The organism is Maribellus sp. CM-23, assembly GCF_021354595.1.
Classification (GTDB): Bacteria; Bacteroidota; Bacteroidia; order Bacteroidales; family Prolixibacteraceae; genus Draconibacterium.
Genome location: NZ_JADWYJ010000005.1, coordinates 19690 through 36685, shown reverse-complemented (window position 1 = coordinate 36685; position 16996 = coordinate 19690). Strand labels below are relative to the sequence as shown.

The following is a 16996-nucleotide window of genomic DNA, read 5'->3' as shown; positions in this document are numbered from 1 at the left end:
ACTACTTGTTCAACTTAATCTTAATTGTAACCCGGGTTTTGATCCAGAGAAGGTAACCGGCGCAGCTCCGCACGGGGAATCGGCACCCAAACCAACTTTTTGTCGACTACACGGGTAAGATAGGATGAAGTAGCCGGAATGGTACGTCTGTAATAACTCTCACGGTCTGCACCGTCCGGATTCATACCACGAATCGGTTCCCGCTCAGAGTCTTCATAAATACCCCAGCGACGCACATCGTAAAAACGCCTGTTCTCGTATAAAAACTCAACCATACGCTCCCGCTCAATTGCTTGCTGCACATCAGCCGGGTTGTTCAATTGATTGGTTGACAAACCTGGCAATCCGGCACGGTAACGCACAAGGTTAAAAGAGTTCTTGATCTCATTGATATCCCTGCTAACTGTATAGGTCTGATCACCCAACTGAACAGTGTGACTACCGGTCAGATTATTAATCGCCTCGGCATACGACAACAGGATTTCAGCATAGCGGATAATAGGATATGCCTTTGGAATGGTGCGGGCACCTGTACCGCTAAGCGCATCGTAAGGATGATCATACTTCTTGATCACATAACCGGTAATCGGATAGTTAGGCGAGGTTGCCGTAACACCACCACGTCCATCTACATCCTGGTAATAATATTTGGCAGTGTGCATATTAACAGTCGTACTGGACAATGCCTGCCAAACGGCTTCGTTGAAGCCAACAGAAGCATAAAACCGCATCTCGCGTTTGTCATACATTTTATACACACCCGCATTCATGGGGTATCCGGAGAAAGACTTGGACTGTTCGGTGAACAAATCGTCAAAAGTACCTCCTGCCGGAAGGTCTGCAACTGTTTCAAAGTAGATGTCACCACGCGCTTCATCTTTGGTGCGACCATCTTCCATCAGGTAAGCATCCACTACTTTTTGTGTCACACAAAAACGTCCCCAACCACCCAGAGACGGAGGAAAGGCACCTTGATTGATATAACTATTGATGTACGAAGTATTTCTACCCCAAATCAATTCTTTGTTAATAGCTGATACCGCTTCTCCTGTAAAGATATCTGAATACGACCGGAAAGCATCAATCCCCGCGGCACCATTCGGATAGCTCCCGTAGAAGTCGGGATCAGAAACTACACCTTCCGGAAGAGCTGGTGTACTCTCGTCTGCTTTCACCGTATATAAATGATACAATCCAAGATCCATAACCCGTTTTGCAGCAGCAGCAGCCAGTGCCCATCTACTTTCATCATACTCCTGAGACACATAGAACACATCGTCAGTAGAACGTTTCCAGTTACCGAAATAGGAACTGGCTACCGAACCACCATTAAACAACGGACTGGCATGGATCAATCTCAACCGGGCAATCAAACCATAGGCTGCACCCTTTGTTGGGCGTCCAAAATCCAGAATACCTACTTCTTTCGGCATCAACTCGGCTGCTTTTTCTAATTCTCCGCAAACATATTCCATTGCTTCGTCATACGTTGCTCTCGGACGGTCGTAATATTCAAGAGATTCATTGGTATTGACCACTTCATCACCCAAAATAATCGGCGGACCATAATCCACTAATAAACTGTAGTAAGCATAAGCACGGATGAAACGCGTATAACCTTCAATCCGCAGCCTGTCGGTAGTAGTCAAATCTTTGGGCATATCAAGGTTTTGCAAAATATTGTTCGTCTTACGTATGATCTTATAATATCTACCCCATTGATTTAAATTGGGAGAAGAATCGCCAAAAAAGTCAGGCGTAATCCGCCCGGTAGCAAAATCCATCCCATAGTAAACATTACTCGAACCTCCACCGGTTAGTCCATTGAAAGCCTCATCAGCAGCCATAGGCCCGGGCGTATATCCATACCTGACCGTTTGTGCTTCGTCAGGGAACATGTCAGCTGCACCCCACATGTATGCTTCGATATACCTGGCGTTGACAAATGCTGAATCGATGTTGAATTCATCGTCAAAATAGTCGTCGATATTCAGGTAATCTTTACATGATGTCGCCATCACACAGATCAAGCCTACAACAGACGCTATGGTTATTCTTTTTATAATTAAAAATGATTTCATCTTTCTAAAATTAGTGTATTGCTATAAGTTAAAATAGACTTGTACCGCATAGGTCTGAGGAATCGGATATTTTCGTCCATTCCAAACGGCTTGCTCCGGGTCAAAGATTTTCACTTTGTCCCAGATATAAAGATTGGTACCTACAAGCTGTACGTCCATTGAAGCTACACCCAACCGCTTCATAAAGTTGGAACTAACACGATAATTCAATGTTACTTCCTGCAGTCTCAGGTAGCGCGAATCTCCCTCCCAAAAGGTAGACAACTGACTGTTGTTGGCATTATTTCCATATTGTAAACGCGGGAAGCGGGCATTCGGGTTTTCAGCCAAAGCCGGATCGATACCATGCTCCAAAGCGTATTCCATCGGAATCCATCGGTTTTTAGGATCGGCAGCCAGGGTAAGAACATTTCCCTGATTTCCCTGGAAGAAGGGCATATAACCCATTCCGTTTGTTTCTGACACACCGTTCACAGTTGTATTTTGCCCCACGTAGAAGAAAGAAGTTTTTCCGGTTCCCTTAAATAACACACCCAAGGTTAGGTTTTTGTAGCGGAACTCACCACCAAAACCATACATCGTTAATGGATAATTACTGTGGGTTAGTGGCACTTTATCCATTGTATTGATAATTCCGTCTCCATTTATGTCCTTGTACTTGATATCTCCGGGCATGACAGTTCCAAACGTCTGCTTAGGACTGTATTTTACATCCTCTTCATCTTTGAAAAGCCCGATAGCCTGATATCCCCGGATGGAACCGTAAGGAAATCCATTGTACTCCAGGTAGGGATATTCCAAATAAGCCTGCTCCCAATTCTGCACGGTGTTTTTGGAATAAGTAAAATTACCCCGTAGCGTAATACCAAAGTTGGGAGTAATATCAGTGGTATAGCTGATATTGCCATCGGCCCCTGTACTTTTCATGCGCCCCACGTTGGCAAATGGATTAGAGATCACACCCACATATTCCGGAACCTGCACCCTCTGCTGGAAAATGCCATTTCGCTGGTCTCTGAAAATTTCAAATACAAAATCTACTTTGTTATCAAAGAGCTTACCTTCAAAACCTAAGTTTGACTTAATCGCTCTCTCCCAAGCGAGGTTATCTGCTCCAATACGGGTTTCACCTATTGTTTCAATGCCTGGCACACCCCAAACCGATCCTGTACCCTCATTCACTTTAGTCAGATAAGGGAAGCGAATACTGGTGATTCGGTCGTTACCCACAGTACCGTAGGAAGCTCTGATTTTAAAGAAGTCGAGCCATGGAGCAGCCTTTTTAACAAACTCATAATTAGTCGGCACCCAACCCAAAGCTATCGAAGGGAAAAATCCATACTGCCTACCGGGTTGGAAGTTTTCAGACCCGGTGTAACCAAAGTTAACATCCAGCAGATAAGTATCTTTGAATCCATACGTAAACCGACTGGAAACCCCTTGATAACGCAGCGGTATGGCCGCCAGGTTGCTGGTCGCATCGTTCGTATTTTTGGCATCGCTGAGGTAATAATATACCAAGGCTGAGGTACGGTGATCCTCCTTAAATATCTTATCATAATTAAAAACTGCTTCCAGGTGATACTTACGATACTGAGAAGTTGATTTATTGTATGATGCTTGTTTTGCCTGCACACGCTCAATCATAATCAGTGTCCCGTCATAGTTACGTCCGGTAGCTTCGTAGAGTGCCGGCTGAATTGATCTGCGCTCATTAAAGAAACTATGAATATCATAAGCTCCCTGTACCCTGAACTTTAAACCTTTAGTTATAAAAGATAAATCCTGATTTAAAGCCAAGGTAGCTTTCCCTTTGAATACCTGATCAGAAGCTTGGCCTGTTTGGTTAATCATTACATAGGGTGAAGACTGTGAACCCGCACCAACTCCAGGATACAAACCATTTGAATATACGGTAGGGATAGTCAATGGAGTAAGGCGAGCCTGGGCATTCCAGATATACTCTGTATTCGCAATCCCCGGCTGATTCAACTGAGAAAAGAAACCATCAGATCCCAGGTAAACACCGGTGGTCTCGGTCAGATCAAGGTCCAGATTAACCCTATAATTATAAGTATTATACCCTACGTTCGAAGCATACGGACTATTTTTCTCCACCTTGTATGCTGCTGTTTCGCTGTTTGCACCTAAACTCAGGAAATATCGGGCAACTTCACTGCCGCCTCGGCCACTAACATAAACACTATGAGACCAAAAGCTTTTATTAAGTATCTCGTCCTGCCAGTTTACATTGGGATACATATCCGGATCCAAACCATCCCGAATAATCCCCATCTCGGTTTCGTTATACAAAGGTGCGTCACCGCGAACCACATTGGCCTCATTGGCCAATTTTGCATATTCGTAGGCATCCAGATAATCCGGCAAGCGATTGATAAAGGACAAAGTTGTATTGGCTCTAACGGTAATTTGCGTCTTATCCACAAGACCTTTCTTGGTATTGACCAGCACAACACCATTTGCCCCTCTAACCCCATACACAGCAGTAGCTGATGCATCTTTCAGGATAGAAAAACTCTCAATATCTGCTGGGTCGATCGTATTCAGGTCGCCTTCCAAACCGTCGATAAGTACAAGTGCACTGCTATTGGCTCCAAATGTACCAATACCACGCACCCAAAATTCTGAAATGTTCTTTCCCGGCTCTCCACTGCTTTGCAGAGAGATTATTCCCGCTGCCCGTCCACCAAGTAAATTGGCAACAGATCGAGCTGGCACTTGCAACTCCTTAACATCTATCGTAGAGATGGCACCTACCGAACTGATTTTTCGTTCTTTAGCTCCGAGGCCCACGACGACAAATTCATCAAGAGCTACACCTTTTTGAGCAAACTGTATCTGCAGATTATCAGTAGACTTCACCGAAACATGTTCAATGGGTTCGTAGCCTACGAAAGTAAATACCAAATGGTCACCATATATTACATTTATAGTAAACTCTCCGTCAGCGTTGGTGTATGTACCTGCAGTGGGCCTGTCTTTTACATACACAGTTACACCGGGAAGTGGTTCACCCTGCTCATCGACCACCTTTCCGGCAATCTTTAGTTCTTCTTTTTGTTGTGCGAAAGCAGCCATATGCATTACGCATATCAGCAACAAACACATAATACGAATGATCCTCATTTTATACATACGTTAATTATTCGATAACTAATTTGCGAATCCTTGCATTCCCCCAGTCAGCAATATAAATCTCGCCCAGTTCGTTCACAGCAACACCCCAGGGATTTTTAAACAGTGACTCTACCGGACCACCATCTTTATAGCCTGATGTTCCGGGTTGGCCGGCCACCGTAGAGACAATACCATCTGCCGACAGCATACGAATACAATGGTTTCCATAATCCGCAATAAACATGTTTCCATCATTGTCAAATTTGATATCCTTTGGATAGTTAAATAATGCGTCTTCAACCGGACCGTCGCGAAAACCACTTCCTCCCGGTGCATTCAGGCGTTTAAATCCACTTTCCAGATCGCGGAGGTCAAGCATCATAATTCCCTGTCTAAACTCAACCGGATTAGCATTGGAGTGCAAAGTTATATAGAGCTCCCAAGGCTTTAACGGATTTATCCCTTGCCCGTATTGAGATCCGTAAGGACCTTGATGAACAATCTCTGCTTCGTAGGTATCCGGATCGATTCGGGCTATTTTACCATCCCGGAACCGGGTGTAAAGCATCTTGTCATAAGGACAGTACGTAATAAAATTTGCGTAACGGTCATTCCAAACAATCGAAGCATAGTCTGACTCTGAAAACTTGGCATTACGCTGACGCGGATTCCAGGCTTCCCGCGGATCAAAAGAGAAAAATACCTCCGGGACTGACTCGTGAGAAGCGGTAAGAATACCGGTAGCACGATCTACGGTGAGACCATTGGCATACAACACACGCTCTGAAGTTGATGTGGCGATAATCAAAGGGGTAACTATATTCTCCTTCTCACTAATCCGAGCTACTCCCCAGGAACCTCCATCACGCCAGGACATAAAGAGATTGCCTTCGGCATCTAACTCAAGATATTTGCCATACACATGAGCCTGATCAAGCGGCCCCTCCACGAAATCTTTCGTCCCATTCCCTGTAACCGTGGTAACCTGGGCCTGAGGAGTATACAGAAACGTCGAATCATAAGTAGCCGAATTTTCACCAATCACCACCTTGATTGCCGGATTATCTCCGGGAAGACGAGGCACAATGGCGTAAATACGATTTCCACTGGACGAAATAACAGCTGCTTTCTTTAAATTGAAATACACCTCAATCTTACTGGCATCAGTGCCAAAGTTCTCTCCATCTAATAAAATCTTGTCTTTGGCCCCACCTTTCGTCGGCGAAAAAGTGGTCACCAAAATAGGTTTCGATGGATCGTGCGGATTTCCGGAAGAGCTTTCCTGATCATCATCACACGATAGAAACAAAAGGAAAAGCATTGAAGTCGCAACAATGTACGACAGCATCTTTTTTCGATAAAAACTAAACACCTTCATAACTATGGATTGTAACAGTTAATATATTATGGGATAACTAATTTCGTTTATTGAACTTAAACTACTTTTTGATGGCACAAAGCTGAATTACCAGCTTCAGAAATATATAAATCCTGACCATATATCTTTTATAAACTTACGTTTATTCAAATCAGATTTCGTTTTATCAACTTTAGATAAAAGAGTACAGGAGATTTTTTCTTTATTATTTTTCATTGACTCGACCTTGAAGGGCTCAAAAGTCGATTATAAATGTCACAGAAATATTAAGGATCGTTTTCATTATTATTAAGTTAGATAGTTTATTATTCCATAAGATTAATCAAAAAAACAAAGAAAAGCAAAGAAAAACGAAGAATTAAACGAAAAAAGAAACTATCAAACCAACAAAACATACAAAATAAAACATATAGACGAGACCACCATTGCGTTTCAACTACTTTTGATTTTTCTAAGTCTTCTCCTCAAACATACCTATTTCCGACCATCATATTAATCATAATATATAAGAATCATTAGGCAAAAAGCGACAAAATCTGGTTTCAGGGTGGGAGTAAGCTAACGATGAGTACTTCACTTCCAGACTCTTCCGTATTCCCTAGAAGCCCATCTTCATACTTTAACAATAGCTCCTGCCAACCACCCCATAACTAAATGATTTAAAAGCGACAAACAATAAAAATAAGGTTCTAAAAGAACTAGTACCTTAGCAGTTAACTCCCCGTACTCCTACCTCTCCCCAAAAGATTATACGAGCAAATCAATAATCAAATCATTGGATATTTCAAAGCAATCATTTTTCAAATCCTCATCAACAAGCGAGTAACAGCCGACAACATTGCTCTTAAATTCTTTCCTAATTCCGAACATGAGTCCGGCTTTTTACCAAGTTTCGTTTTATTCTCATTTTACTCTATGTTCCTTCCAAACGAAACATATAATTTAGATACAGAGATAATATCCGGAATAAATCTACTTGTTTTCTTATTTGTAACCTTGTTGTAAAAGGGACCATTGCTACCCAAGAAACTGTCACCATAACCTATAAAAAAACAGCCCGTTTCAACACTAGCGTTAAAACGGGCTGCCAATAATCAGTATAACTTTCTTAGACGAATCAGAAATCGCTCTTCAACTTTCGGTTTCTGTTGTTAGCGTTTCAGATCTATTTTTTCGTTTTTCCACCCAATGATAAATAATGGGCAAAACCATCAGTGTTAACAAGGTAGATGTCACCAGACCTCCAATCACCACTGTTGCCAGCGGGCGTTGCACTTCCGATCCCGGACCAGTGTTAAAAGCCATCGGGATGAAACCGAGGCTGGCTACCAGAGCCGTCATCAGTACGGGCCGTAAACGGTCGGCCGAACCATCCACAATCAGCTGCTTCAGATCTCCCTTCCGCTCTTTTCGCAATTCATTGATATGATCGATCAACACAATCCCGTTGAGTACTGCCACCCCAAACAAAGCCACAAAACCAATACTGGCCGAAACGGAAAGATACATTCCGCGCACCCATAGCAGAAAAATCCCGCCGGATAAAGCAAAAGGAAGGTTCAGCAAAATAAGAATGGCATATTTCATTTTACCAAAGTTGAGGTACAACAGGCCAATGATGATAAAAATAGAGAGCGGCACCACCAACAATAAATGTCGCATTGCCCGGCGCTGATTCTCAAATGTACCGCCATAATCGATAAAATATCCGGCAGGTATTTCAGCTTTCTCCCGAATCTGGGCTTCCAGACCGGCAACGTAACTCCCCAAATCAATGTCTTTGATATTGATGCCTACAATCAGGCGCCTCCAGCCGTTTTCGCGCTGTATCTCGCGCGGGCCTTCCTGCAACACAATTTTGGCCACCCGCTTTAAAGGAACATAACCACCGTTTGACAAATGCACCGGCACATCCTGAATCTTATGCAACTCATCGCGCACATCTTCGGGATAACGAACAGCAATGCCAAACCTCCGTTGGCCTTCGTAAACCTGTCCCACTTCCTGGCCGCCAATTCCGGCCTCGATCACCTGTTGAACATTGTCCACGTTTAATCCAAACGAGGCCACTGCTTCGCGGTCAATTTCGATGGTAATATAGGGCTGTCCAACGGTTTGCTCCACGTAAAAGTTATCCGTTCCTTTTAGTTGAGGAAGCAGCGCGGAAATGTTCTCTCCGATCTTGCTCAGCACATCCAGGTCTTCGCCATAGATCTTCACCGCCAGGTCAGATTTTACACCGCTGGTCAACTCATCAACCCTCATCGCAATAGGTTGCGTAAAGTTGTAAACCAGCCCCGGCTCTGTTTGCAGGTATGGCTCAATTTCGGTAATAATATCTTCTTTGGTGAGGCCTTTTCGCCACTCGTCGGCCGGTTTCAGTATCACCCACACATCGGTTTGATGAACCCCCATCCAGTCGTTGGCCAAATCAGAACGACCTGTTTTAGGCACCACCGTTTGAATTTCGGGGATATTCTGCACCAGTTTCCCTGCCAGCCAATTGGCATTTTCGATCGATTCATCCAAGGTTACTGAAGGCATTCTTACCTGTTCAATCAAAATCGAACCTTCATCCAGCTCGGGAATAAACTCGGTTCCCAAGCGGGTCATCAGAAACAACGAAGCCGCAAAAATGACACCCGCCACCGAAACCACAAACCACTTGCGATCCATGTATTTGGAAAGCGAATTGGTATACCTGGGCTTTAAGAAGTTGATCAGGTAATTTTTCCGCACTTTCACTCCTTTTCGAAAAACGATGGATGAAATAGCCGGCACAAAAATGAGCGCCAAAAGCAATGACCCCAAAACTGCCGCTGCCACCGTAATCGCCATCGGACGGAACATAATGCCTTCCATTCCGCTGAAAGTCATGATCGGGACATACACCATCAGAATAATCAGAACCCCAAAAAAGATGGGGCGCACCACTTGCTGTGCCGATGTTCGTATAATTTCGTCCTTGTTCTTGCCTTTATCTTTTTGAAGGCCGTGAACAATGTTTTCCACCATCACTACCGAACCATCCACTACCATCCCGAAATCGATCGCACCCAAACTCATCAGGTTAGCTGCCAGGCCAAACTCGCGCATCCCGATAAAGGCAAACAACATCGAAAACGGAATCACCATCGCCACAATCAAAGCTCCTGAAATTTCCCCCAGCAAAAGCAACAACACCACAATCACCAGGAAACCTCCTTCTATCAGGTTGGTGGAGATAGTGGCCGTTGTCCGGCTGATCAGATCCGACTGGTCGTAAAACTTTTCGATACTCACGCCTTCCGGCAGGTTTTGGTTGATGTTGTCGATTTTATCTTCAATATCAGCAATCACGTTTCTTCCGTTTCCGCCGCGCAACATCATCACAATTCCGGTTACCACTTCTCCCTTTCCATCCTGCGTAACACCGCCCTGCCTGATCTGCGTTCCAATTTCAACCGAAGCTACATCTTTGATAAACACTGGTTTGTTGTCAATATTGGTAACAACGATATTTTCCAGGTCGGCTACTTTATTGATCTGCCCCACTCCACGAATAATAAATTGCTCCCCGTTGTGCTCCAGGTAATTTCCTCCGGAAACACTGTTGTTGGCCGAAATGGCGGTGATCACTTCCGAGATACCGATACCAAACATGCGCAAACGCCCGGGCTGAACCACCACATTGTATTGTTTTACAAAGCCACCGAAAGAGTTGATCTCCGTAACGCCTTTTACCACTTTCAGCTGCGGGGCAATCAACCAGTCCTGAATTTCACGCAGCTCGGTCAGCGAATAATTTTCGCCGCTTACCACATACTGATAAATCTCGCCCAGCGCCGTGGTAATCGGCCCCAACTGCGGGCTGGAAACATCGGGTGGAAGCTCGTCGCTGATCGACTGCAAACGCTGACTTACCATCTGCCGGGCAAAATAAATATCTGTTTTTTCTTCGAATTCCACGGTTACTGCCGACAAACCAAACTGCGAAATGGAACGAACTTCTGCCACATCAGGCAAGCCGTTCATCGCGGTTTCAATCGGGTAACTCACCAGTTTCTCCACATCATAAGGCGAATACCTACCGGCTTTGGTAATGACGAGCACCTGCACCGGCGTCACATCCGGAAGCGAATTGATCGGCAACTGTATCAGCGAAAAATAGCCCGCCACAGCCATCAGAATAACCAACGAAAGGGCTACAAACTTCTGCCGTACACTAAAAGTGATGATTTCTTTTAACATGATTTTTCCTTTCTTGATTATTCTTCTGCAATAATATCGAAGCGGGAAAGCGCCTTGAGGCTAAACACATTCGAAACGGCCACTTCTTCACCGTTACTAAGCCCGCTATCCACAAAAACATACTGGTCGCGAATTTCGGAAACACCAATAAAGCGCTTTTCGTAAATACCGTTTCCCTTTTTCACAAAAACCACCGGGTTGTTTCCGTCGTATGTAAGCGACTGCACCGGAAGTGCTATGATTTCTTTTTTTGAAGAAGTAGCAATCGAAAGCCGTACATTTTCCCCCGGCTTGGGCCAGCCATCGACTGCCGGAACCAGGATGTTGGCAATCACCGACCGGGTATCTTCATCCAGCCCCGGATTGACCGAAGAAACCGTCGCCGACAGAATGGTTTCTTCCTTTTCGCGTTTGGAAACAACTACCGAATCGCCGGTATTGATCAGCCTGGCATCATCGGGAGAAAGATAAGCGCGGATCAGCACATCCCGCGTATCCAGCACACGCGAAAGGTTTTCCAGCGCATTTACCGACTGTCCCAGTTCCACAAAGTTCTTCTCGATAATTCCATCGATGGGTGAATGAATTTTCAGCACCGGATCGATGTTTTCTCCGTCGGTGAAAGATTTAATTTCGTCCACAGAAACCCCTACGGCCCGTAAACGGGAGTAGGCAGCCCGCGAGCTGGCCGATGCATGATCGTATTCGGCCATCGCCCGCTCCAGCTCACTGGCTGAAGAAATGGTTTCTTCCACCAACTGTTTGATTCTTTTCAAACGGCTGGTTTGGTAACGCTCTTCGGCAAAGGCTTGCAAATACTCCGACACCAGCGTTCCGAACTCAAGGCTTTGAATCTCAAACAACACTTCGCCCTTTTTCACCCAAGCTCCTTCAAACTTGTTCATCTTGCTGATTCGCCCGTTGATGGGCGTGCTGATGATGCTACCGTGATTCGGTGCCGGAAACACCACTCCGGGCGCAGTTACCGTATAATCAATAAAATTATTGGCTACTTTCTGCACCTGGATGCTTAACTCGTTTTGCTCCTTTTCACTTAACTGAATCAACTTTCCGGTTGATGCACCTTCGGGTTGCAAAGAAGGCGGAAGTTCGGTTTGTTCCTTTGTTTCTGACTGCCCCGGTTGTTTTTCCGATCCACAGGAAAACAATATCGCGGCCAATCCCACTAGAACTGCTAAGGATAAAATATTCTTCATGTTATATGCTTATACTTTCGGTTGGATGATTCATTAATACACTAATTCCCGGTCAAGGTATTTTTCGAGTGTTACAAGCTGAAGGTAATAATCACGCAAGGCAAGCAAGTACCTTTCTTCACTCATCAGGTAGGTTTGCTGGGCATTCAGAAGATTAAGCAGATCCACTTCTCCCAGTTGGTACGCTTTCAAAGAAAGGCTGCGCAAATGCTCGGCTTTCTCTTTCATGGTGCTGTTGTATCTTTTTATAATCGACTGACTTACCGAATAATTATGCCAGGCGTATTCAATCTGCTTTTTGGTGTTGAGCCTTATTTCCTGCTGTTTCCACCGAATCTCGTCCTGCTTGGCCTGTGCCATATTTATCTTTCCTTTCTGATCAAACGGATACCAGATCGGAATTTTCAAACCCACTTCAAATCCTTTAAAATCATAACCCGTACCGTAATCCTGTGTATAAAGATTCAGGCGAATATCGGGCAGAATGTTGCTTTTGGCTTCCTTAATATAAAAGTCGGAAGCTTCCAGTTCGTGCTGCGACGCCAGAAAGGCAGGTTGGCTTTCCTGAACCGAAAGTGTCAGTATCTGGGAAACTTCAATATCGGTGGCACGCAGGGTATCCGAAAACTGAATGCTGTATTTCTGGTCTTCCACCGGCAAACCCATGGCATAAAACAAACCATAGCGTGCCTGGTGCAACACCCACTCTGTTTGGTCAAGATCGTTTTTTGCCTGTTCGAGCCGCAGTTCGGCATTCGCCAGATCGATGCCATTGCCCATTCCCATCTCAAACCGGGTGTACACGGCCTTGTAAAGTTCCTCGGCCAGTTTTACCTGGTTTTGCCGCGACCGCTGAAGATACTGGGCATACAAAACCTCCACGTACTTGCTTTTTACTTCCGCTTTGATCTCGTTTTCCCGGGCTTTTACCAGCAAGGCAACCGCCTCCACTTCCTGCGACAGACCTTTTAACCTGTACGACGTGGTGAGCGGAAAATCAAATTCCTGCGAAATGGTAATTCGCTGTTCATCAAAGGCATCTCCCGGTCCCGAGCTGATCCCTTCCTTAAAATAACTGATTTCGGGAGCAGAAACGCCTGTTTCTGTTCGCCACTGGTTCTCTTTTTGCCGCAATTGCGCACGCATTTGCTGCAATTCGGTGTTACGGTTGTAGGCCGACTCTACGGCTTGTTCTATCGTAATCAAACTTTCCTGTCCGGAGCTCTGAAAAAATAAAAAGGCGAACAGGATCATGAATAAATCCCGGATCTGCATGGTTAGAATTTTGTTTTCTGTAAAGTTATGTATAGTAAATGTAATTTGTAACGATTTGCTTCCTCAAATGCACCATCATAATGTGTAATATTTCAACGATTTAACGGCAAAAACCAAAACAAATCGTTGTTCGTTCTCAGTCTTTGACACGGCCAAATGCAAATACTTGCGCTAAAAACAACTTTTTAAGAGTAAAAAGTATTTTTTAGTAAAACTTTGAATTGAAATTCATCCGCGAATCACTCCCTGTTTCTTTATCCTTCAATGCATAAACAATAAGTTAACATTTAAAAAGAATCGCTCCGTACTTCTGAAAACTTATCTACTTTCGCATCGAAATATATAGATGTATCGATATTTTATTTTTACAGACAGTCATAAAACAGGAATATGGAAAAGCTATTGATTATTGGAGGGGTTGCCGCAGGAGCAACTGCCGCAGCCAAAGCCCGCCGCTTATCACCGGATACACAAATAACCATGCTGGAAGCAGGTCCTGATGTTTCGTTCGCCAATTGTGGCCTACCCTACTACATTGCAGGCGACATCGACAGCCGCTCGAAGCTGATTCTGCAAAGCCCTGAAAGTTTTAACGAACAATACCAGGTAGATGTGCACATTAACACACTGGTTGAAAGCATTGACAAGGATAGCAAACAGGTTCACACGTCCAACAGCCAAACCGGACAGAAAAGAACTTTTGAATATACCAAACTGATTCTGGCCCAGGGAGGACGCCCGATTCAACCCGATGTACCGGGAGCCGGTGCCGACCATGTCTTTAGTCTTTGGACACTGGAAGACATGGACAAGATTGACAATCACCTGAAAAACCACAACCCCAAAACAGCGGTAGTTGTGGGTGGCGGTTTTATCGGCCTCGAAATGGTGGAAGCGTTGGTAAAAAGAGGGCTAAAAGTTCATGTGGTGGAAAAAATGCAGCATGTAATGCCATTGATGGAAGCCGAAACCGCCGGATTTCTGACCCGCGAACTGCTTGCCTTTGGCGTTGGTATTCATACTGAAACGGCGGTCATAAAAATAAACAGCAACTCTGTCGAACTGGACAACGGTAAAACGCTGGAAGCCGACATTGTACTGCTTTCTGTGGGTGTTCGTCCAACTTTGCAACTGGCAGAAGACACCGGACTTGCAATTGGCGAAGCAGGAGGTTTGCTGGTAAACGACCAATTGCAGACTTCTGCCCCCGATATTTTTGCTGCAGGCGATATGGTGGAAATTGAACACCGCGTGAACGGCAAAAAAGTACGCAACCCGCTGGCAGGGCCTGCTAACCGTCAGGGAAGAATTGCTGCCGAAAACGCCCTGGGTGGCAAACACAGCTACAAAGGCTCGATCGGCACTTCCGTGGTTCGTGTTTTTGATGCGGTTGCAGGCAGCACCGGACTTTCGCTTCAGCAAGCCCGCGCGGCTGGCATTGATGCCGATGCAGTGGTGGTCCACAAAGAACACCATACATCTTACTATCCGGGAGCAGAAACCGTGAGTGTAATGCTTGTTTTCGATAAAAATACCGGTGTTGTACTGGGCGGACAAACCGCTGGCTACAAAGGCGCCGACAAACGCCTGGACGTGATTGCAACAGCCTGTGCAGGCAAACTTACAGTGGGCGATCTTGCAGACGTTGATTTTGCCTATTCTCCGCCAATCGGCACTGCCAACGATGCCATGAATATGGCGGCTTATGCTGCCGAAAACAAAATGTCGGGTTACGGGCCAAGCATACTGGCTTCCGAACTTGATGATTACCTCGAAACAAAAGAACGGCTGATCGTGCTTGACATCCGCGATGTGTTTGCCCATCAAAAAAGCAACATGAACGGCGCTCATCATTTGCCGCTCGAAATGCTGCAACCCAATCTCGACCGAATTCCAAAAGATATCGCCATTCTGGTTTACGATGAAACCGGTAAAAAAGGCCATCAGGCAGTACGCACACTTATTGGTGCAGGCTGCCCAGAAGTCATGAATATCTCGGGTGGACACACCTCTTTGCAACGTCATGCAGCAGCAGCCGGTTTCCGTAATATCAACATGCTTCCGCTGCCCATTGCCCCAAAAAGCATTGCAGAGCAGGTGATGGAAGAAACCGAAACCAACAAAAATGTAAGTGCATCAGAACTAAAAAAACTGGTGATCGATGTTCGTACGCCGGGAGAATTCCGAAGCGGTGCCTTTCCCGATGCTGTCAACATTCCGCTGGACGATATCATGGCCGGAAAAGGCGAACTGGGTGAAAACATGGACCGTGAAATCATCGTTTACTGCGCCACAGGAGCCCGCTCTGCTTATGCTCAACAGGTGCTGATGAGCCGCGGATTTTCAAACGTCACCAACGGTGGTGGCATCTCAGCCATGATGTCACGGTATTGATCCAATTAGCTTATACATATTCACACAAGAGCCGGTTTGTAAATGACGAACCGGCTCTTTTTATTTTATCCCAGGCATTCAGCCAATCACCTGGCAGAAATATTTTCATCAAATTCATATTTGAATTGTTACTTTAGATGTTTGTTAGCGATTTAAGAAATGATTCTGCACATTAAAAACATGGTTTGTCCCCGCTGTATTGAAACAGTCAGGAGCGTATTGGAAGAACAAGGATTCAAAGTTCTGTCGATCAAACTCGGTGAAGTGGAAATCGACCCGACGCCTTCGGAAATTCAAACGTTGCAGCTTTCGGAAGCCTTAACAGCAAAAGGCTTTGAACTGCTTCAGGACAAAAAAAGCCAGACCCTTGAGCAAATAAAAGCCGCCATTATTCAGTGGGTTCATTATTCCGAAGAACACCCGGTACAAAACCTGAATCTATCGGAATACCTTGTTCGGGAAATTGGTGCCGATTATTCATCGCTCAGCCATTTGTTTTCAGCTTCCGAAGAGGTCACCATCGAGAAATTTGCCATTCTGCAGAAAATTGAACGCGTAAAAGAACTACTCTCATACGGTGAACTTACCACCAGCGAAATCGCCTTTAAAGCAGGCTACAGCAGCTCAGCGCATCTTTCCGCGCAATTTAAAAAGGAGACAGGAATAACTCCCGGCGATTATAAAAAACTCAAAAATAAAGACCGCCGTTCGCTTGATAGCATCCGATAAACTCCTCCCCTTCTCTCATAATCCTGTAAATATTTTCCAAAATTGTATAAAAACAGGTCCATTCGCTCACCTTATCTTTGCTAAGATTGATGAGCACGAAACCAAAAAAAGCAATCACCTCATCGCTCAAAGGCAAAAAATAAACATTTAAAGGGCACAACTGTTTTAGAAAAAGAATGCTGAAAAAGATCGTACATATTGTTTTTGCGACACTACTCCTGCTTACCACAATGGGCTTGATGGTGTCGAAGCACTACTGTGGCGGTCATATGGTTTCCGTTTCGGTATTTCACCAGGCAGACTCCTGCTGCGGCGACTCCGGTTGCTGCAACGATGAAGCCCGGTTCTTCCAGGTAAAAGACGATTTCTCTGCACCGGCCATTTTCTCGGTACCGGTTACAGCAGAAATTGATCTTTTCGCCCAGTTGATCTGGCAAGCGGGAGTTCTGTTACCTTACGAAACAGAAGAAGAACATACCTTTATCGGCCAAACTCCGCCACCGCTCACGGTGATGGAAAAACTTGCTGAACAACAAGTATATCTTTTATGAAAT

At 45.0% G+C, this 16996-nt stretch carries 9 protein-coding genes; 3 read left to right on the top strand and 6 right to left on the bottom strand.

The window, feature by feature from the left end; genetic code table 11:
* Positions 1-20: 20 nt before the first annotated feature.
* The 6 genes from INQ51_RS16545 to INQ51_RS16520 all read right to left on the bottom strand — a co-directional run bounded on the left by INQ51_RS16545 (position 21) and on the right by INQ51_RS16520 (position 13319).
* Positions 21-2081 (bottom strand): RagB/SusD family nutrient uptake outer membrane protein, encoded by a 2061-nt coding sequence (locus INQ51_RS16545; RefSeq protein WP_233379062.1) that lies wholly within the window; start codon positions 2079-2081, stop codon positions 21-23.
* A 21-nt stretch (positions 2082-2102) separates the two neighbouring features.
* Positions 2103-5228, bottom strand: a complete 3126-nt coding sequence (locus INQ51_RS16540) for a SusC/RagA family TonB-linked outer membrane protein (RefSeq protein WP_233379061.1) — start codon at positions 5226-5228, stop codon at positions 2103-2105.
* A 16-nt stretch (positions 5229-5244) separates the two neighbouring features.
* The gene (locus INQ51_RS16535) at positions 5245-6597 is read right to left on the bottom strand and encodes an IPT/TIG domain-containing protein (RefSeq protein ID WP_233379060.1); all 1353 of its coding nucleotides are present in this window, start codon (positions 6595-6597) and stop codon (positions 5245-5247) included.
* 1131 nt (positions 6598-7728) lie between these two features.
* A complete protein-coding gene (locus INQ51_RS16530; RefSeq protein ID WP_233379059.1) occupies positions 7729-10827 on the bottom strand; it encodes an efflux RND transporter permease subunit in 3099 nt (1032 codons plus the stop codon).
* A gap of 17 nt (positions 10828-10844) precedes the next feature.
* Entirely contained in the window at positions 10845-12044 is a 1200-nt protein-coding gene (locus tag INQ51_RS16525) for an efflux RND transporter periplasmic adaptor subunit (RefSeq protein ID WP_233379058.1), read from the bottom strand.
* Between the two features lie 33 nt (positions 12045-12077).
* On the bottom strand, positions 12078-13319 hold the full coding sequence (locus tag INQ51_RS16520) for a TolC family protein (RefSeq protein ID WP_233379057.1): 1242 nt from the start codon (positions 13317-13319) through the stop codon (positions 12078-12080).
* A gap of 390 nt (positions 13320-13709) precedes the next feature.
* On the opposite strand from INQ51_RS16520, the gene INQ51_RS16515 reads away from it, so the two are divergent.
* From INQ51_RS16515 to INQ51_RS16505, 3 genes are all read left to right on the top strand, one after another.
* The gene (locus INQ51_RS16515) at positions 13710-15713 is read left to right on the top strand and encodes an FAD-dependent oxidoreductase (RefSeq protein WP_233379056.1); all 2004 of its coding nucleotides are present in this window, start codon (positions 13710-13712) and stop codon (positions 15711-15713) included.
* A 159-nt stretch (positions 15714-15872) separates the two neighbouring features.
* Positions 15873-16442, top strand: a complete 570-nt coding sequence (locus INQ51_RS16510; RefSeq protein ID WP_233379055.1) for a helix-turn-helix domain-containing protein — start codon at positions 15873-15875, stop codon at positions 16440-16442.
* 176 nt (positions 16443-16618) lie between these two features.
* Entirely contained in the window at positions 16619-16993 is a 375-nt protein-coding gene (locus INQ51_RS16505; RefSeq protein ID WP_233379054.1) for an HYC_CC_PP family protein, read from the top strand.
* Positions 16994-16996: the final 3 nt, after the last annotated feature.